11 protein-coding genes and 1 CRISPR repeat array are annotated in these 20,177 nt (G+C 33.4%); of the genes, 2 read left to right on the plus strand and 9 right to left on the minus strand.

Annotated features, from left to right (window positions below):
* Positions 1 to 318: 318 nt before the first annotated feature.
* From B5X64_RS13765 to B5X64_RS13780, 4 genes are all read right to left on the minus strand, one after another.
* Positions 319 to 849 (minus strand): nuclear transport factor 2 family protein, encoded by a 531-nt coding sequence (locus B5X64_RS13765; protein WP_079465804.1) that lies wholly within the window; start codon positions 847 to 849, stop codon positions 319 to 321.
* Between the two features lie 17 nt (positions 850 to 866).
* Positions 867 to 1,916 (minus strand): succinylglutamate desuccinylase/aspartoacylase family protein, encoded by a 1,050-nt coding sequence (locus B5X64_RS13770; RefSeq protein ID WP_079465805.1) that lies wholly within the window; start codon positions 1,914 to 1,916, stop codon positions 867 to 869.
* Between the two features lie 18 nt (positions 1,917 to 1,934).
* Positions 1,935 to 2,930, minus strand: coding sequence for a bile acid:sodium symporter (locus B5X64_RS13775; RefSeq protein WP_079465806.1), 996 nt, complete (start codon positions 2,928 to 2,930; stop codon positions 1,935 to 1,937).
* A gap of 65 nt (positions 2,931 to 2,995) precedes the next feature.
* A complete protein-coding gene (locus B5X64_RS13780; RefSeq protein WP_079465807.1) occupies positions 2,996 to 5,149 on the minus strand; it encodes a glycoside hydrolase family 97 protein in 2,154 nt (717 codons plus the stop codon).
* Positions 5,150 to 5,317: 168 nt separating this feature from the next.
* On the opposite strand from B5X64_RS13780, the gene metG reads away from it, so the two are divergent.
* Complete coding sequence (metG, locus tag B5X64_RS13785) at positions 5,318 to 7,354, plus strand: methionine--tRNA ligase (protein ID WP_079465808.1); 2,037 nt, start codon at positions 5,318 to 5,320, stop codon at positions 7,352 to 7,354.
* Between the two features lie 66 nt (positions 7,355 to 7,420).
* Here the strand turns inward: metG and B5X64_RS13790 are convergent, their stop codons facing one another.
* From B5X64_RS13790 to typA, 3 genes are all read right to left on the minus strand, one after another.
* Positions 7,421 to 9,028: a glycoside hydrolase family 10-like protein gene (locus B5X64_RS13790; RefSeq protein ID WP_079465809.1), complete on the minus strand. Its 1,608-nt coding sequence runs from the start codon at positions 9,026 to 9,028 to the stop codon at positions 7,421 to 7,423.
* A gap of 166 nt (positions 9,029 to 9,194) precedes the next feature.
* Positions 9,195 to 10,622 carry a T9SS type A sorting domain-containing protein gene (locus tag B5X64_RS13795; protein ID WP_164463420.1) on the minus strand — a complete coding sequence of 476 codons (1,428 nt, stop codon included), beginning with the start codon at positions 10,620 to 10,622 and terminating at the stop codon, positions 9,195 to 9,197.
* A 231-nt stretch (positions 10,623 to 10,853) separates the two neighbouring features.
* Entirely contained in the window at positions 10,854 to 12,662 is a 1,809-nt protein-coding gene (gene typA / locus B5X64_RS13800) for a translational GTPase TypA (RefSeq protein ID WP_079465811.1), read from the minus strand.
* 356 nt (positions 12,663 to 13,018) lie between these two features.
* Here typA and B5X64_RS13805 point away from each other — a divergent pair, with 356 nt between their 5' ends.
* Positions 13,019 to 15,424, plus strand: coding sequence for a hypothetical protein (locus tag B5X64_RS13805; protein ID WP_079465812.1), 2,406 nt, complete (start codon positions 13,019 to 13,021; stop codon positions 15,422 to 15,424).
* Between the two features lie 129 nt (positions 15,425 to 15,553).
* A CRISPR array of direct repeats spans positions 15,554 to 18,680; the repeat unit is 47 nt; unit sequence GTTGTGAATTGCTTTCATTTTTGAGTATCTTTGAGATATAACACAAC.
* A 57-nt stretch (positions 18,681 to 18,737) separates the two neighbouring features.
* On the opposite strand, the gene cas2 is transcribed toward B5X64_RS13805, so the two are convergent.
* On the minus strand, positions 18,738 to 19,076 hold the full coding sequence (gene cas2, locus B5X64_RS13810) for a CRISPR-associated endonuclease Cas2 (protein ID WP_079465813.1): 339 nt from the start codon (positions 19,074 to 19,076) through the stop codon (positions 18,738 to 18,740).
* A gap of 146 nt (positions 19,077 to 19,222) precedes the next feature.
* Positions 19,223 to 20,116: a type II CRISPR-associated endonuclease Cas1 gene (gene cas1, locus B5X64_RS13815; protein WP_079465814.1), complete on the minus strand. Its 894-nt coding sequence runs from the start codon at positions 20,114 to 20,116 to the stop codon at positions 19,223 to 19,225.
* Between the last annotated feature and the right edge of the window lie 61 nt (positions 20,117 to 20,177).

Here is a 20,177-nt window from a genome sequence, read left to right on the forward strand (position 1 = left end):
TTGTATAAAAGAAGATTCAAAATAGAAAAAGCAAATGCATGGCTTGATAGCTTCAAAGCTTTATTAGTAAGATTTGAGACTTTGAATATTACTTGCACAAATCTACATTATCTCGCTTTCTCTATCTTGTTTCTCAGAAAAATAAAAGTTTAAACAGGTTTATTATTTAATGTTTTATAAAATTAAATAATTATTATTAACAAAATGGAATATTTAATTTTTAAGCTTTGGCAAAAGCCATTTTTACATACCTATTAAAAAAGCGGACTAAAGTCCGCTCCTATTGATGAAATTATTGAGTTTATATCGTCAAATAATTTATTTTTTATTGTTTTTCAGTTCCGTTAAAATATCGTCTTCCATTGCAGATTTTTCAGCAACCACTTTATCGACAACATCATTTGGAATGGTCATAGAAAGTACATATTGTTTTACTTTCCAGGCTCCGTTTATTTTTTCTACAACTCCGGAACCTCGGCAGATTTTCATTTGAGTATCCAGCAATTCGTCAAACCAAGCCAATTTTCCGTCTTTGCTGAAATAGATATTTCTTTTAACGGAAGTGAAATTCCATGTTTTTTTCTTGTCGAAATGCGGTTTTGCCCAAGTTTTAAATTCTTGCTTATTCCAGATTTCTGTTGCGTCGGTTCCGATAAATGTAGATTCATCAGCAAAAAAACTGAAGTATTTTTCAAATTCTGCATTGGCTGCAGCAACATTGAAATCATCAAGCATTTTTGAGATTTCAGTTCTTTCTTTTTCAAATTTCGCATCTTTAGATTGGGCTGAAAAGCCTGAAAAAGCAAATAGGAAGATTGCTAGAGCAAAGAAAAGTTTTGTTTTTTTCATTATAATAGATTTATATTTTATTGATTATATCCGATACAAAAAAGAGTTTCGCCCTTATTTACGGGCGGAGTTCCTACTTTGTACAAAATAATTCCGGTGGTTTGTGAAACGATATCGTGTTTTTTATTTCCAAATTTGTCTGTAATATAGCCTAAAATTTGATTCTTTTTTACTTTATCTCCACTTTTCAGTTCACTATAAAAAATTCCGTTTTCAGGAACTCTGATATAATCTTGTTGGTTTAAAAGAATAGTTGGTTTTTGTTTTGAAACTTTTGATCTTCTATTTACATAAGTCCCTGAATTTTCAAGCATATTGTAGACTGCAGTTTTAATCAGCTTCACATTATCTTTCTGAACTGTTCCTAATTTTCCGGCTTCAATACTTAAAGCTATAATTCCCTGCTGTGTAGCTTCTTTAAACGCATATTTAGACTGGTCAGTTGATTTTAATGTATAAGGATAAGAAACCACATACTCAATACCTGATTTCACAGATAATTCGTTAGCTTTTTTAGTGTTTTCAGCGGCGTCTTTCCTGTCATAATAGCAAACAAAAGGCAATAGATCTTCACTCGCATCTCCACCGTGAATATCTAAAAATATCGTTGAATTAGAAATAATTTCGTTCGTAATTAAATGAGCAATCTGGTCAGTCTGAGTTCCATTTGATGAGCCTGGAAAAGCTGTATTCAAATTTTTCTGGTCTAATGGATTTACAAAAGGTGTTCTCTTTTGAAAAGATTCAACATTCGCAATCGGAATAATAATTAAACTTCCATTTATATTTTCAGGGTTTATTTCTTTTAATAATTCCTGAACGGCAATAATTGGCGGATATTCGTAGCCATGAATTCCTGCGACAATCGTAAAAACCGGACCTTTTTCTTTTCCTTTAATAATCGTAACCGGTAAATAAGTTTCTTTTGAATCACTTTTAACAGAAAATACCGTGTCTTTTCTGAAAGAGCCTTTTTGCTTTAAAATTTCTTTTACCGATTGAGATTTTAGCATCGAAAAAGAAGTTAAAACCGATAATGCAATCGTTTTTGAAATTAATTTTATCATTTTTAAATATCATTAAATTTAAGATGTTGTAATTTCTATTCGTTTTGCAATTTTATTCGCTAACCAACTTACGTAGAACAATTGAAAACTGTGATAAACCATTACTGGAAGTAAAAATAAAACTTTTTGTTCATCCGGAATTCCTAAAACAAGCAGGAACAAACTTCCATGAACCAAAGATTTTTTGGATCCGCAAAAAGTTGCGGTGATAATTTCTTTAGGTTTAAAATTCATTTTTTTAGCCAAAAATTTAAGAATCTCATAGACTGAAAAGAACAAAAAAACCACACTCAAGGCTAGAATTACAAACACCAGCGAAGGAACCGAAACGAAAATATTTTCAATAAATGCTCCCGAAAAGCTTTCATACACGATCAATAAAATAATCAGTCGGTCAAATTCTGCGATGATACTTGAATATTTGGTCACCCACTTTTTAAACACAGGATTCAGTAAAATCCCTAAAATAATCGGAAGTAAAACTTTTAATAATAACTGTTCGATAATTTCAATTTGATTTCCACCTTCTCCATTTGAAGTCAGGAAAAAGCTCATCAAAAGCGGAGTCATCACAATCCCGATAATTCCTGAAATAGAAGCATTAAAAATCGCTGAAGTGACGTTTCCTTTTGCAATAGAAACCATCACAACCGATGAAGAAACGGTTGATGGTAAACTCGCTAGAAAAAATACGGAAAGCCAAATACTGTAATATTGAGAATCTTTTACGAATGGATAAAAAATTAAGACCAGTAAAGGAAAAATAATAAAAGTCCCTGACTGAATCAGCAAATGTAATTTCCAGTTGGAAACATCTTTTACTACTTCTTTCAGATTTAATTTTAAACCATACAAAAGAAAAATTCCGGCAATTCCCCAATCGATAAATCCTGAAAGATTAAAATACTGGTTGTAAGATTCTTTAAAGGGAATCAGTTTCGCCATTAAAACCATTGCAACCAATAAAAAAAGAAAAGCATTTTGCTTGGTGAAAATTTTCGTAATCAGCTTCATTTAATATCATTAAAATAAAAATCCTTAAAGTTTTGGGCTTTAAGGACTCTAAAATTACAAATTATTTATTTTACAGGCTTTATGGAAACAGCAAAACCACCGCTTCGTGCCATTTTAAAATTTATTTTAGATTTACTCGTAATCTGCTTTTTGTAGATGTTATAACTTTGAGGATTATCGATATAATCAGCGCCTTTTCCATCTTCATAAATGATTGCTTCGTATTTTTTTCCTTTATCTAAAAATGAAAAATCTACGGTATATTCTCGCTTGTTTTCATCGGTAATTCCGCCAACAAACCAGTTTTCTGTTCCTTTGGCTTTTCTCGCTGTGATTACATAATCCCCCGGTTCTGCAGAAAGGATTTTCGTATCATCCCAATCTGCTGCAACATCTTTGATAAACTGGAAAGCATCCATGTATTTCGCATAATTTTCCGGTAAATCTGCAGCCATTTGCAAAGGCATATACATCGTTACATACAGCCCTAATTGCTTTGCCAAAGTGGTTTTCACAAAGCGTTTATCTCCGGGAAAATAATAATCTAATTTGGTTTGGAAAATTCCCGGTGTGTAATCCATCGAGCCACCCATCCATCTTGTGAATGGAAGAATTGTCTGATGATCAGGATTGTTTCCTGCAAAAGCTTCATATTCTGTTCCACGAGCTGCTTCTGCTGAAATATAATTTGGATAAGTACGGCTTTCTCCTCCCGGACGAACCGATTCGTGAGAATTGACCATGATTTTATAGTCATTGGCTTTTTCTACGATTCTGTAATAATGATTGATCGTCCATTGTGAATAATGATGCTCTCCTCTCGGAATAATATCTCCTACATAGCCCGTTTTCACAGAAGTATAACCGTATTTATTCATCAATTGAAAAGCCTGATCTGCCCATCTTTCGTAATTGGTTGCCGAACCAGAAGTTTCGTGATGCATAATCAGTTTAATTCCTTTTGAATGTGCATATTCATTCAGTATTTTAATATCAAAATCCGGATAAGGAGTCAAAAAATCAAAAACATATTCTTTGGAATGACCGAACCAATCTTCCCACCCGATATTCCAACCTTCGATCAACAAACCTTCGAAACCGTTTGCAGCAGCGAAGTCAATATATTCTTTAACTCTTGTAGTGTTAGCTGCGTGTTTTCCGTTGGGTGTTAACTTGGAAAAATCGGTTAATCCCAAATGAACGTTATCTGCTGTAGAATACGCCCATTGTGCTTTTCCGATAATCATTTCCCACCAAACTCCCATATATTTTGTAGGCTTTATATAAGAAGTGTCGGTATATTTTGTTGGTTCATTCAGATTAAACAACATTTTTGAGTCCATTAAATCTTCCGCTTTTGGCGAAACGATAATTGTTCTCCAAGGTGTTACAGAAGGAGTCTGAATATAGCCTTTCGCACCTTGTCGGTCTGCAGTAAGATGCGTTTTAAATTTAAAATTCTGAGCATCCACTTCAAGATGTGAAGCTGCATAATTGAGAACTGCCGCTTCTGCAATATTAATATACAATGGTTCTTTTCCGTTCTTTTTTAACATCAACGGCGACTGAACCGCATTTTTAATTAATTTCTGTGAAGCATTAGAATCAAAAGCTTTATCCCATCTTGCAGGAATTTCTGAAATATTGGTTTCCTGATATCTGTATTCCTGAGAATCGTAATCTGCAACCATCCACCAAGCTTTCATATCGGTTGGAAAATCAAACTCTGTATCTTCTTCTTTAATAATAAAATAGTTCAGATTTTTCTGCTGCGGAAATTCATATCTAAAACCTAAACCGTCATTGAACAGTCTAAACTTAACGACAATACTTCTGTCTGTAGAATTTTGATTCAGTGTAACCGCTAATTCATTATAATGATTGATGTAATTTTTCTTTTCACCTAAAACAGGTTGCCAAGTTTCGTTTTTTGAATCTCTTTTTTCGGAAGTTTTTACGAAGTCATTATTAAAATCAAATTTTGCATCTTCAGTTTTTGTAATTTCTGAGGCAAATGTTACCGAAGTATCTTTAAAAAGCCTTAAACCTAATTTGGAATCTTCAACAACCGTAGATCCGTTATATTTTAAATTGTAAAAAGGAACTCCGTTTTTCAGCTGAAAATTCATTTCAAATTTTCCGTCCGGAGATTTCAGAGATTGTGCATTTGCACCTGCAAACATCATCGATAATAAAACCGCAGCAACTGTAATTTTCATTTTATTGAATATTTATAAACTTTAAAAATAAAAAATTAGAACCAACAATTCTTATTAATTCAGATAAAGATTCTTTAGTTATAAAATACATGCGTGATATTATAGCGTCTAAATCGGGGAATTTTGGCAGATAATCTTTATCTTTGCAGACTTAAAACTATACTATAAATGTCAAACAGAAAGATGATTACGGCGGCTTTGCCATATGCAAACGGACCGGTTCATATTGGGCATTTGGCTGGAGTTTATATTCCTGCAGATGTTTATGCGAGATTTCAGAGAAGATCGGGAAAAGATGTTGCTTTTATCTGTGGATCAGATGAGCACGGAATCCCTATTACCATAAGAGCTAAAAAAGAAGGTGTTACCCCACAGGATATCGTTGATAAATACCACGAAATCATTAAAAAATCGTTCTCAGATTTGGGAATTTCTTTTGATGAATATTCTAGAACAACATCAGCTAATCACCGTGAGACAAGTCAGGATTTCTTTAAAGTTCTTTATGAAAAAGGGAAATTTTCAGAAGAAATGTCTGAGCAATACTTCGATGAACAGGCTAATGAATTTTTGGCTGACCGATATATCGTTGGAACTTGCCCAAATTGTGGAAATGAAAATGCCTACGGAGATCAGTGTGAGAAATGCGGTTCTACCCTTTCGCCATCAGAATTGATCAATCCAAAATCGATGTTGAGCGGAAACGTTCCTATTTTAAAAGAAACAAAAAACTGGTATTTACCATTAAATGAATACGAAGACTTTCTGAACGAATGGATCATTGAAGGTCATAAAGACGACTGGAAACCGAACGTTTACGGACAGGTAAAATCTTGGTTGAATGATGGTTTAAAACCTCGTGCGATGACCAGAGATTTGAACTGGGGCGTTCCTGTTCCACTTCCCGGAGCAGACGGAAAAGTATTGTATGTTTGGTTTGATGCACCGATCGGATATATTTCTTTCACCAAAGAATGGGCAGCGAAAAACGGGAAAGACTGGAAAGATTATTGGCAAAGTGAAGAAAGTGATTTGGTTCACTTTATCGGAAAAGATAATATTGTATTCCACTGTATTATTTTTCCTGCGATGATGAAGGCTCACGGAGATTACAAAATGCCGAAAAACGTTCCTGCGTTTGAATTTTTGAACCTTGAAAACGATAAAATTTCAACTTCCAGAAACTGGGCAGTTTGGGCACATGAATATGTTGAAGAATTCCCTGGACAGCAAGATGTTTTGCGTTATGCATTGCTTTCTTCAGCTCCTGAAACAAAGGATAATAACTTTACTTGGAAGGATTTCCAGACTAAAAATAATTCTGAATTGGTTGGAATTTTCGGAAACTTCATCAACAGAGTTGCGGTTTTAATTCATAAATATTATGATGGAATTGTTCCTCAAGGTGATGTAAATGCTCCGGAATTAGCGGAAATCAACAAATCAGCAAAAGAAATTTCAGGATTCTTAGAAAATTATGAATTCAGAAATTCTCTGACGGCTTTAATGAATTTAGCACGTTTCGGAAACCAGTATCTTCAGGCTGAAGAACCTTGGAAAACGATTAAAGATAATCCTGAAAAAGCAGCGCAATCTTTATTTGTCGGAGCTCAGATTGCTGTTGCTTTAGCGCAATTGTGTGAGCCGTTTATGCCTTTCAGTTCTGAGAAATTATTGAACATGTTTAATGTTCAAAAATCAGATTGGAATACTGTTGAAACAAAAACTGTTTTAATTGAAACCGGTCATCAAATCAACGAATCTTCTCTTCTTTTCTCGAAAATCGAAGATGATGTTATCGAAGCTCAGATTCAGAAATTAGAAAATACAAAACAAAGCAATAAAAAAACAAATCCTAACGCCAACCCAATGAAAGAGGAAATACAGTTTGATGATTTTACAAAAATCGACTTGAGAACAGCAACGATTATTGAAGCTGAAAAAGTAGAAAAAGCAGATAAATTATTAAAACTAACTGTTGACACAGGTGTTGATATAAGAACTGTAGTTTCAGGGATTGCAGAAAGTTTCACCGCAGAAGAAGTGATTGGAAAACAAGTCATGATTTTATTAAATCTTGCGCCAAGAAAAATCAGAGGAATTGAATCTCAGGGAATGTTGCTATTGACGACAAAACCTGACGGAAAATTATCTTTCGTAACACCGGACGACAGCAATGTTGAGAACGGTATTGAGATTGGATAAATTTCTACATTTAGATATAAAAAAAAGACGCAAATTTTGCGTCTTTTTTTTGTTCTTGGTATTTCTTTAATTAATTTTCTTCGCCATATAATCGCTTTCATTTCCTAAACGGTCAATCGCTTTTATCGCAATGGCATTCAATTTTTTGCCGTCTTTAAACTTAGGAACTTCTTTTGAAAGGTTATCCAAAGTAAGTATTTCGGTTTCCCAAACTCCGTTGTACTGAGTAAAAAGAACCCAGTGAAAAACATTTCCTATATTTTTAGAACTCCAGCTTGTTTGTATAGAGCTTCCGTTATCATTGATGAATAATGTTGGTTTTTCTAAAGGAACTGTTTTTATCCACGGACTTTTCGGAGTTAAAGCTTTCTCTTTATAAGGTCCGTTCCTTAAAGTCGGAAGCATGTTTGAGCTTTTCGTTAAACCCGCAATACTCCAATGCACTTCTCCAGCATCATCTTTTAAAATCTGTCTTGATAATTCCACCTGATTTTTAATTTCGCCCGGTCTGTCAGAAACTTTCACTTCAACCGTATTTAAGCCTGGCCAAAGATGACGATGCATTGTATTTTCAGATTTCCACCAATTTAAAAGAGAAGCAAAAGCTTGCCCTTTCGAATCGATTGGCCAATAAAGCTGTGGCGAAAAATAATCTACCCAGCCTTTATTCAGCCATAATTTAGCATCAGCAAACAGTTCGTCATACTGCGAAGATCCTACAATTCCTTCCGGATAACCGGGTTTCCAGATTCCGAATGGACTGATTCCGAATTTTACGTAATTTTTCTCGGCGTGAATTTCCTTATAAATTCTTTCTACAAATTGATTTACCTGATCTCTTCTCCAATCTGGTCTTGAAAGTGTTCCGCCAGATTTTTGATACTCGCTCCAACTTGCATGATCTGGAAAATCAGCTCCTCTATTGTATGTTGCGTACGGATAAAAATAATCATCAAAATGTATTGCATCCAAGTCATATCTTTTCACCAAATCTTTTACAACATTCGAAACATGCCCTTGTGTTCTTGGATCTGCGGGATCTAACCAATACATCCCATTTTTCAGTTTAATGGTAATATCTGATAGTTTATTCACCATCGACTGTTTTGAAACCGGTCCACCATTAGAATGATGCGCCCTGTAAGGATTCAGCCAAACATGCAGCTCCATTCCTCTTTTATGGGCTTCTTCAATCCAAAACTGCAACGGATCATAATTTGGATATGGTGGTTCGCCTGTTTTTCCAGTCAGAAAATAAGACCAAGGCTCCAATTCGCTTGTGTACAAAGCATCTGCAGAAGGGCGTGCCTGAAAAATCACTGCATTAAAATTATTGTCCTGAAGCATATTTAGCATATTAATAGCTTCAGTTTTTTGCTGTTCTACAGAAAGATTATTTCTTGAAGGCCAGTTGATATTGGCAACACTCGCAATCCATACTCCGCGGAATTCTCTTTTGATTGCCGGAAGATTAGTTCTAAAATCTTCCACAACAGGAATCGCTGTGATAGGCGGAACCGTTTTAGGATCTGGTTTATTTAGTGTATTATTTTTTGAAGTTTTTACTATTTTTACAGTCTTTGATTTGGGTGAATTTTCTCTCACAGCACATGATGTACTGAAAGATGCAAACAAACCCAATATACAGACTAATTTTATTTTAGTGATTTTCATATTTAATTCCAAGAAAGGATTTCTGAATGTTAAAAACACAAAACTAATGATATAAAGATAATTTGAGAAATATGTTACTGTAAAATTTAGTTAAAACAAAAAAGTGCAGAAAAAATCCTGCACTTGAAAGTATAAAAGTTTAGTTAGAATAAAATTAAATTTTCAATTAATCTATTTTGATAAGTTTTTTATTTATCACACCTGTTTTCGTTATTATCTTTAAAATATAACCTCCTTTTGGAATACTTAAAGTAGACATTTCTTTTTTATTTGTTGATAATATTAATGCACCCGAATAGCTGTATAAATCCATTTTTAATATTGATTTTTTTTCATCTTTAGCAGTTATTGAATCACCAAAAGGATTATTAACTACAATTCTATCATCTTCACTATTTTCAATTGTGCTTAAAGTAGACTGATTTTCTGTAATATTATATTTTATAACCGAAACATTGTTACCAACTATACCCACCATATAAATAGCATTTCCTTTGCTATAAAGTTTTACATAAGATAAGTATGGAGGAATTCCTGGGTCAGTAAAAAATTGCTGAGAATTAACATTTACCTGATTTCCGCTTTCATCATATGCTAGAAAATTATATGGACCAAATGTCTGTGGGATCCCAAATATCAAATAATTTCCATTAGGTGTATAAATTAAATCCGTACTGCTGCTATTGTAAACATTAGGATTAATAGGTAAACTTATATGCGAATTATTCCCAAAAAAAGATGCATTAAGGTTTTCATCTGTTTTCATTAATCTTATTGATGTAAAATTAGAAGGATCAAAAGGGTCTGAGGTAAATCTAAAATAGTATAAACTGTAATTATCTTTAGCTTTAGTTCTGTAGTTTTCATACAGAGCAATTGGATTCGAGTAAATTGAAGACACTTGTTTTTCTACAATACTTGGTGTATGTACATCTACTCTTTTTGTACCTCCAAAATTATCAAAAAACAATTTATCGCCTTTTGTTTCTATAGGCTCTACCGGATAACCGCTATTATCAAATATTACAGAACCATTAGTGCCCACTGCCGAATCTAAATTACCGGTCTGTAAATATTTTGTAAATCCGTTCTTTTTTGTAAGTAATAAACCTCCATCTTCAGATGAAGTAAAATATCCTTCTTGGATACTAAAATTATATGCTAAAATTCCATTATTGGAAAAACTACTATTAATAGTTCCGTTTGTATTGTAACTAATAATACGATTATTTATAGCAGAGGTATAAGGATCGGCATAATTAATGTAAAATTTACCGCCGCTACCTTGTAGAAGTATATGAAAGGTATCTGAACTATTATCTAACTGAAGGTAACCATTTTGTGCAAAATTATCATCCAAAATTCCATTTGGATTAATTTTCACGACATATCGGCTAGGAAGCATGTCTATTCCGTTATTTGTTAGCAATAATGAATTATCATTTTGTATAAAAATTTCAGCTCCATACCCGTTTCCCTGATCATAAGTAAATATACCATTATTTCCAAAAGAAGGATCTCTTTGTAACTGAATTTGCGCATTGGAAACACCAAAAAAGCCTATTAAACTGCTTAAAAGTAGATATTTTTTCATCGTATTGTATTTTAAATAAAAATACATAAAAAAATCAATAACAAATCACATAAAATTGATTTTTTAAATAAATCATAAACTTAATAAACATCAATAATATTAAACACTTGACAATCAATAATATAAATAATAATTCTGCATTCATTATATGAAATAATTTATAATCACTTCACAATGCATAAAAAAGCCCCGAAAAATCGAGGCTTTAGATATATATTTAAGAATATTAGATTATGCTTTTGCTCCTCTTTCAATTCTTTTTCTTTCTTCTTCAGAAAGTACTTTCTTTCTCATACGGATGAAGTTTGGAGTTACCTCGATTGCTTCATCAGCTTGGATATATTCCATACATTCTTCAAGAGAGAATAAGATCTTTGGTGCAACACCTGTATCTTTATCTTTACCTGAAGCTCTCATGTTGTTCAATTGTTTTGCTTCAACGATGTTTACAACTAGATCACCTGGCTTGTTTTGCTCACCGATAACCATCCCTGCATAGATTTCCTCACCCGGATCAACATAGAATTTACCTCTATCTTGAAGTTTAGCAATAGAATATTCAGTTGCAGGACCTTGAGTTTTAGAAATCAACACCCCGTTGCTTCTTCCAGGAATAGCACCTTTGAAAGACTTGTATTCTGTGAAACGGTGTGCCATAATAGCTTCACCTGCAGTAGCTGTCAACATCTGAGAACGCAATCCGATCAAACCTCTTGAAGGAATTTCGAATTCCATGTGCTGCATTTCACCTTTAGTTTCCATAATGTGAAGGTCACCTTTTCTCTGAGTCGCCAAATCGATTACTCTTGAAGCAAATTCTTCAGGAACGTCTACTACCAAAGATTCGTAAGGCTCCAACTTCTCACCATTTTCACCTTCTTTCAAGATAACCTGTGGCTGACCAATCGTCATTTCGTAACCTTCTCTTCTCATTGTTTCAATTAAAACTGATAAGTGAAGAATACCTCTACCGAATACCAAGAAAGTGTTTGCATCATCAGTCTGTTGAACTCTTAACGCAAGGTTTTTCTCTAATTCTTTAGTTAATCTTTCTTTTAAGTGATTAGAAGTTACATATTTACCATCTTTACCGAAGAAAGGTGAATTGTTGATTGAGAACGTCATGTTCAATGTAGGCTCATCAATTGCAGTTCTTGGCAATGGCTCAGGATTTTCAAGATCTACGAAAGAGTCTCCGATCTGGAAAGCATCGAAACCTACTACCGCACAGATATCTCCAGCTTTTACTTCAGTTACTTTTTTCTTTCCTAAACCTTCGAAAACGTATAATTCTTTTACTTTTCCTTTTACAACTTTTCCGTCTGCCTGAGCAAGACCGATCCATTGAGATTCTTTAATTTCTCCTCTGATTACTTTTCCGATTGCAATTCTTCCTAAGAAAGAAGAGAAATCTAGAGAAACAATCTGCATCTGCAAGTTACCCTCCTCTACTTTAGGCTCAGGAACATATTGCAAAATACCGTCTAGTAATGGGAAAATATTGTCAGTTTGCTCTAATGAAGTGTTGAACCATCCTTGTTTAGATGAACCGTAGAATGTTGGGAAATCCAACTGCTCTTCAGTAGCTTCAAGGTTGAAGAACAAATCGAATACCTGATCGTGAACTTCTTCAGGACGACAGTTTGGTTTGTCTACTTTGTTGATTACAACCAAAGGTCTAAGACCCAATTCTAAAGCTTTTTGCAATACGAATCTTGTTTGAGGCATTGGTCCTTCGAACGCATCTACCAACAAGATAACACCGTCTGCCATTTTCAATACTCTTTCTACTTCTCCACCAAAATCGGCGTGACCAGGAGTATCGATAACGTTAATTTTTGTATCTTTATAAGTAACAGAAATATTTTTTGATAAAATGGTAATTCCTCTTTCTCTTTCAAGATCGTTGTTATCCATTATTAATTCTCCACTTTCCTGATTTTCTCTGAAAATGTTTGTAGCATGAATAATCTTATCAACCAAAGTAGTTTTACCGTGGTCAACGTGTGCGATAATCGCAATATTTCTAATGTTTTGCATGAATGATTTTTACGGGTGCGAAATTAGCGATTTTTAATGAATTATCTACTATCAATATTTATTTATTAATAAATTCATAATGAACGGATTCCATTTAAGGCATCATTCTAGTCAATAATTTATCCGTTGACAACAGCTTACTTTACAGCATAGTAAGAGATTCAATGCTTTTAAAAAAGCTTTTAAATAGGAATTAAATCAAATATAATGACCTAAAACATTCAGTATAAATAATTTTATCAATTATAAAATTACTTAAAAACATCTCTGATAAATTATTAAATCATAAAGTATATTAAATATTTTATCAGATAAACAGTTTTCACTTAATTTGCATAATATTAATGTAGTAGAACATGAAAAGAATAATTACATTCTGTTTTGTTTTGGCATCTTTCAGCCACATCCACTCACAACAATCCGCCGATAAGGCTCTTCAATATATTAACGAAAATCTTTCACAGGAAAATATTTATATCCTTACGGATAAAGATTTATATCTTTCGGGTGAAACATTATGGTTTAATGCAATGGTTTTCAGAAACTTTTCGATATCTGATAATTCAACCAACTTTTTTATTGAGCTTTATGATAAAAATAAAAAACAGATTCTGAGAAAAAGATTCCCTATTTTTAACGGAGTTGTTCAGGGAAGTTTTCAAATTCCTGAAAGTTTGAGTGAAGACATTTATTTTGTGAGAGCTTATACTCCGATGATGAGTAATCTGAATGAAGATTTCCAGTATATAAAGCAAATACCTATATACAATCCTTCTTCACCTAGAAAATTAGTTGCAGATAAATCTTCTTCATGGTCTGCAACAGTACATCCGGAAGGAAATTCTTTTATTGCCGGAAATCAGTCTAAAATAGCTGTACGTCTTCATAACACCGGAACTCCACCCTCTCAATGGGAAGGGTATGTAATTGAAAAAGACCATCCAGAAAAGAAAATCGCAACTTTTAAAGGTTTAGACGAAAATGTTGCCGTTTTCTCATTAAGCCCTGAAAAAGATAAAATTTACGAAGCGATAATTACGGATAATAACGGTTTACAAAAATCTGTAGCACTTCCGAAAGCTTTAGAAAAAGGAGTAGGTCTGCAGGTTATCAGTGAAAAAGATAATGTTAAATACAAAATAAAAAACACCGGCGAAAGTATTGCCTACTACACTGTTATCGCCAATATCGGTGATCAGTTGGTTTATAAAGCTAAAGTTAATCAGTTAAAAGATTCATTTCAGGCGATACCCACCAATCAGCTTATCAACGGTGTTTTGCAACTTACGGTATTTGACGATAAAAAAAATGTATTGGTAAGCAGAATGTGCTTTGTAATGCCTCAGCATTTAAATATAGTAGCTCCTGAAATAAAGCCTGAAATAATCAGCGTAGAAAAAAGAGCTTTAAATTCTTTAGAAATTAAGCCTCTTAAAGATATCATCAATTATTCTATAACCGTATTTGACCCTGAGTTTAAAAAATCTTTGCAGGATGAAAATCTTTTAAGCTCATTATGGCTTACAAGTGTTATCAAGTCTAAAATCGACAGACCTGCACAATATTTTACCGAAAAAAGAAATACCGAAGCACTTGATGCTTTATTGATTTCAGAACAATGGAAATCTTTCGACTGGAAAGAAATTATAGCAGGAAATTACCCTTCTATTATAAATAATCCTTCTAAATACATTTCATATAAAGGAAGAGTAACCCTTAATGCAAAGCCTGCACCTCAGCAAGATTTGATTATGTTTATAGAAGGAGGCAAATCGGGAAGCGAAGTTCTTCAGGTTGAAACAGACAGTAATGGAGAATTTTTCTTCGACAATATGCTTTTCGAAAAACCCATCAAAGTCACCTATCAATTCAATGGGGCGAATGCTGCTTTAAAAAGCCGAACTAGTGTTTTTGTAAATCCTGTCAACACTTTTATTCCGCTAAAAAAAGAATTACCTGCAATTGAAGGATATCAATTGGTAGACACAGTATCAGATTCATCGCAACCCGCAGAAATTAATAAAATAATAGCTTCTCAAAAAGCAAAAAAAGAATATGATGAAAAGATAATTACCATTGAGGAAGTAAAATTAAAAGCTAAAAAGAAAAACCTCAAAGATGAACTTAACAACAAACTGAGTAGCCCGCTTTATAGAAGCATGAGTGAGACGGTTTTTGATTTTGTCAATGAAAATCAGTCGGCGAGTTCACAAAATATATTACAATGGCTACAAGGTCGCGCTGCGGGATTAACAATTAATTACGAAAATGGAATTCCAACCCCATATATCCGTCAAGCAAAAGCGAATGTTTATCTTGATGAAATGTTAACTGATACAAGCACTCTTACCGGCTTATCTTCAGATAATATCGCTATGGTAAAAATTATTAAAGACGGTGCAATTGGTATGAGTGGCGGTGGTAGCGGAGGTGTACTTATTTATACTAAAAGAGGAGATACAAAACCTGTAACCAAAGCAAACTCACTTTCAGAAATGGTCAATCTTAACTTTTTTGTTATGGAAGGTTATAATCAATCTGAAGAATACCCTGATTCTGATTACGGAAATTCTGAATTATCTAAAATAAGCAGTGACTACAGACCTGTACTCTACTGGAATCCCAATATGGAGATAGATCCGGCTACTCCTGCAAAGGTCGATTTTTATAATAATGATACTGCAAAAAAATTCCGTTTTCTGATTATGGGATTTGATGCTGAAAAATACATTCCTGTTTATTACGAAAAACTTTTGCCTTAGTTATTTTTAAGTATTTAAAATTTTAACTTACAGTTCCTGAAATTATTTTGGGAACTTTTTATTTTAAAAATTACTTTCATTTTTGAGATATAACACAACTTGAAAACTATATGCCAGCGAGAGAAAACAGTTGTGAATTGCTTTCATTTTTGAGTATCTTTGAGATATAACACAACAAGATTACTGTTTTAGCAGCTTCAAGTGCGGTTGTGAATTGCTTTCATTTTTGAGTATCTTTGAGATATAACACAACAGGGCGTGCTGTTAAATATCCTGCTCATGTGTTGTGAATTGCTTTCATTTTTGAGTATCTTTGAGATATAACACAACGATAATTTTCTGTAAAAGAGCTTTGTCTTTGTTGTGAATTGCTTTCATTTTTGAGTATCTTTGAGATATAACACAACTTTACCCATCTTTGTGGTGCATACCAGTCTGTTGTGAATTGCTTTCATTTTTGAGTATCTTTGAGATATAACACAACAATCCCAAAAATATGCATACTACTCATGTGGTTGTGAATTGCTTTCATTTTTGAGTATCTTTGAGATATAACACAACATTTACGCAATCATGTTGGTCTGAACTTGCGTTGTGAATTGCTTTCATTTTTGAGTATCTTTGAGATATAACACAACTTTCTTTAACATAGCCTTCAAACTCTGTCAGTTGTGAATTGCTTTCATTTTTGAGTATCTTTGAGATATAACACAACAGAAAACCAAAAAGGAAGGGACTGGAACTGGTTGTGAATTGCTTTCATTTTTGAGTATCTTTGAGATATAACACAACGCAATGATGCGATGTAATTTTTCATGTTGTGTTGTGAATTGCTTTCATTTTTGAGTATCTTTGAGATATAACACAACTAAGTGTAACCTTCTTCTTTATATTTATTGGTTGTGAATTGCTTTCATTTTTGAGTATCTTTGAGATATAACACAACTAAGTGTAACCTTCTTCTTTATATTTATTGGTTGTGAATTGCTTTCATTTTTGAGTATCTTTGAGATATAACACAACACTCTAGGATATTGGCTTGCTAACCCATCAGTTGTGAATTGCTTTCATTTTTGAGTATCTTTGAGATATAACACAACTTTGGATTGGATGACTTCTTACTTACAGTCGTTGTGAATTGCTTTCATTTTTGAGTATCTTTGAGATATAACACAACTTACAATGAACGTGTAACAGACCCAAAGTAGTTGTGAATTGCTTTCATTTTTGAGTATCTTTGAGATATAACACAACTTCTACTTTTGGAATAAAGATAGAACTACTGTTGTGAATTGCTTTCATTTTTGAGTATCTTTGAGATATAACACAACTCCCTAAGCCTAGAAGATTCGGATACTCCTGTTGTGAATTGCTTTCATTTTTGAGTATCTTTGAGATATAACACAACTTTCTGCAATGGTTATCCGTAAGTCTATACGTTGTGAATTGCTTTCATTTTTGAGTATCTTTGAGATATAACACAACTTGTTTTTTCATAGGTGGTAATTGTTTTCTGTTGTGAATTGCTTTCATTTTTGAGTATCTTTGAGATATAACACAACTTCCTCTTCAACAACTTCATTCTTTGCTTCGTTGTGAATTGCTTTCATTTTTGAGTATCTTTGAGATATAACACAACGATAATTTTCTGTAAAAGAGCTTTGTCTTTGTTGTGAATTGCTTTCATTTTTGAGTATCTTTGAGATATAACACAACTTTACCCATCTTTGTGGTGCATACCAGTCTGTTGTGAATTGCTTTCATTTTTGAGTATCTTTGAGATATAACACAACATTCGATTGAACGCTTCTTCCAGCCATTGAGTTGTGAATTGCTTTCATTTTTGAGTATCTTTGAGATATAACACAACAAAATATAATATTGCTCTTCGGTTGGGGCGGTTGTGAATTGCTTTCATTTTTGAGTATCTTTGAGATATAACACAACTGTACTGCAACACAACCTGACGCTAAAATAGTTGTGAATTGCTTTCATTTTTGAGTATCTTTGAGATATAACACAACATTGCATCTGGTTTATATACTCCAGAATTAGTTGTGAATTGCTTTCATTTTTGAGTATCTTTGAGATATAACACAACACTATCCACAAATAAGTGTGTTCCGTGTTAGTTGTGAATTGCTTTCATTTTTGAGTATCTTTGAGATATAACACAACGAACATTTTAAAAGTCGCTTAATGGTGTTTGTTGTGAATTGCTTTCATTTTTGAGTATCTTTGAGATATAACACAACAGTGAGCAACGGTGTTGCTAATTGGAATTCGTTGTGAATTGCTTTCATTTTTGAGTATCTTTGAGATATAACACAACATAATATTATTGTTTATGTTATTGTAACGGGTTGTGAATTGCTTTCATTTTTGAGTATCTTTGAGATATAACACAACCGTAAAGAAATAAGCCTTATTAGCGGTTTCGTTGTGAATTGCTTTCATTTTTGAGTATCTTTGAGATATAACACAACGCCCGATTGGAAGAATCAAATTGATTATCAGTTGTGAATTGCTTTCATTTTTGAGTATCTTTGAGATATAACACAACTAGATAGTGGTTACCGTGGCGAAGTAATGTGTTGTGAATTGCTTTCATTTTTGAGTATCTTTGAGATATAACACAACATTAATGAGTTTAAACCATACTGAAGTATCGTTGTGAATTGCTTTCATTTTTGAGTATCTTTGAGATATAACACAACTCAACTGTAGAAGCATAATTTATTTCATCTGTTGTGAATTGCTTTCATTTTTGAGTATCTTTGAGATATAACACAACGCCGTGATTGCAGTTGCAAACACACCCTTAGTTGTGAATTGCTTTCATTTTTGAGTATCTTTGAGATATAACACAACATAGTTAATAACAATAATGCAGTAGTTTCAGTTGTGAATTGCTTTCATTTTTGAGTATCTTTGAGATATAACACAACCTCAAATGAAAACGGAACAATGGTATTATCGTTGTGAATTGCTTTCATTTTTGAGTATCTTTGAGATATAACACAACGAGCTATGTTTTCTTTAGCGGTATTCCACTGTTGTGAATTGCTTTCATTTTTGAGTATCTTTGAGATATAACACAACTTTAGTATATTTGTTATATGAAAGAAATATGTTGTGAATTGCTTTCATTTTTGAGTATCTTTGAGATATAACACAACGTATTCAAAATATTTCTCATTTGCCTTACCGTTGTGAATTGCTTTCATTTTTGAGTATCTTTGAGATATAACACAACCTCAAAATTTAACCCATTGTTATTCAATGGGTTTTGTTGTTTTTTAGGATTTGAAATTTAGAATAATTCGAGTTGTTGGAATGTGGGCGGCGGTTCTTCTTTATTTCTGGCAAAGAATATTTCTATGTCGCCAAATTGCTTATCGGTAATACACATGATGGCTACTTTTCCTGCCTTTGGAAGATTAAACTTCGTGCGTTTAATGTGCACCTCAGCATTTTCGCGACTTGGGCAATGGCGAACATACATTGAAAATTGAAATAATGTAAAGCCATCATCAATTAGGCCTTTACGAAAGCGGTTGGCATCTTTCATATTGGCTTTGGTTTCCGTTGGTAAGTCGTATAATACTAAAACCCACATAATTCGGTAAGCGTTAAACCTTTCGGCATTCATTTTTCATGGTTTTGTTTTGCGGTATAATGGTTGCAGCCCGACTTGAGCGGAAATCCTTTTTTGCTTGCTCTCAAATACTATTTAATGTGAAATCGTCTGCAAAAAAGATTGGGAGCGGAAGGCGGAAAAGCTGCCCATAAAAAAAATTACTGTAATTCTGGATAGGAAATCATTCTTTTTTCGCCGGTGTAGCATTTATAAAGCGAGGTTGCAGTTGTTTTTACAGAAATTAATAAAGGTCTTGTTTTATCATCAATCCGAACATCTTTTGTGGCAATTTGGAGGATATGGGCTTTGAACTCTTTTGTTAATTCTTCGGTTTCGGGATGTATTTCAAGCCATTGCATGACTAGTAAATCTATAAATGGGCGGTAAGGCTCCATCAAATCATCAGCAAGACAATAAGGATTGTATTTATTTTTATGGAAAATTCCGAGAACCGGAAGCAATCCTGTTTCAACTATTGCTCTTGCGACAATACTTCTTAGAACAGCATAACCGAAATTGAAAAACTGATTGGGTGAATCTCCAAAACGTTGTCTCAGGAAATCCAAACTGATGAGATATTTCCAGTAATGTTGTGCGGCGATGCCTTCCATATTGGTAACATCACCGCTTTTAACATTGTTTTGATACTCAATCATCGGTTCGTAATAGTTTCCTAATCGCCGGAGAACTTCTTTTTGATTTTCAATTTTACATTCGATTGTTTGTTTCCAGAGTTGCTTTTTGAGTGGTTCACTTGCTTCTAATTGGTCTTTTACCCTATCCGAATGTTCCGAATGTCCGTAAAGTGGCAACATTATTCCATGTGGCAAATGATGTGCATCACAACTAACGACCACGACATTGTTTCCCATCATTTTTTGAATGAGTTGATGGGAAATCGTAATCTGAAAATGGTCTAACATCAGCAAACCCAAATCTTCGACAGGTACACTCCCCTTTTCAATTTTGGTTTCCGGACAAAGGATTTTCATCTGCTCGTCTTTGAGTTTGAGATAAGCAGAGTTTCCTATGTAGATGGAGCGGGTTATCATAAGTTACTAAATTTTTATTTTTGATAATATTGACAATAAACCTCTGCTATATCTTCTGCAA

It is taken from the genome of Chryseobacterium balustinum, from assembly GCF_900168205.1.
In the GTDB taxonomy this organism is placed as follows: domain Bacteria; phylum Bacteroidota; class Bacteroidia; order Flavobacteriales; family Weeksellaceae; genus Chryseobacterium; species Chryseobacterium balustinum.

Bases quoted from the DNA above. Each gene is read 5' to 3' on its own strand.
- B5X64_RS13765 (WP_079465804.1), bottom strand. From the start codon at position 849: ATGAAAAAAACAAAACTTTTCTTTGCTCTAGCAATCTTCCTATTTGCT.
- B5X64_RS13770 (WP_079465805.1), bottom strand. From the start codon at position 1,916: ATGATAAAATTAATTTCAAAAACGATTGCATTATCGGTTTTAACTTCT.
- B5X64_RS13775 (WP_079465806.1), bottom strand. From the start codon at position 2,930: ATGAAGCTGATTACGAAAATTTTCACCAAGCAAAATGCTTTTCTTTTT.
- B5X64_RS13780 (WP_079465807.1), bottom strand. From the start codon at position 5,149: ATGAAAATTACAGTTGCTGCGGTTTTATTATCGATGATGTTTGCAGGT.
- metG (WP_079465808.1), top strand. From the start codon at position 5,318: ATGTCAAACAGAAAGATGATTACGGCGGCTTTGCCATATGCAAACGGA.
- B5X64_RS13790 (WP_079465809.1), bottom strand. From the start codon at position 9,028: ATGAAAATCACTAAAATAAAATTAGTCTGTATATTGGGTTTGTTTGCA.
- B5X64_RS13795 (WP_164463420.1), bottom strand. From the start codon at position 10,622: ATGAAAAAATATCTACTTTTAAGCAGTTTAATAGGCTTTTTTGGTGTT.
- typA (WP_079465811.1), bottom strand. From the start codon at position 12,662: ATGCAAAACATTAGAAATATTGCGATTATCGCACACGTTGACCACGGT.
- B5X64_RS13805 (WP_079465812.1), top strand. From the start codon at position 13,019: ATGAAAAGAATAATTACATTCTGTTTTGTTTTGGCATCTTTCAGCCAC.
- cas2 (WP_079465813.1), bottom strand. From the start codon at position 19,076: ATGAATGCCGAAAGGTTTAACGCTTACCGAATTATGTGGGTTTTAGTA.
- cas1 (WP_079465814.1), bottom strand. From the start codon at position 20,116: ATGATAACCCGCTCCATCTACATAGGAAACTCTGCTTATCTCAAACTC.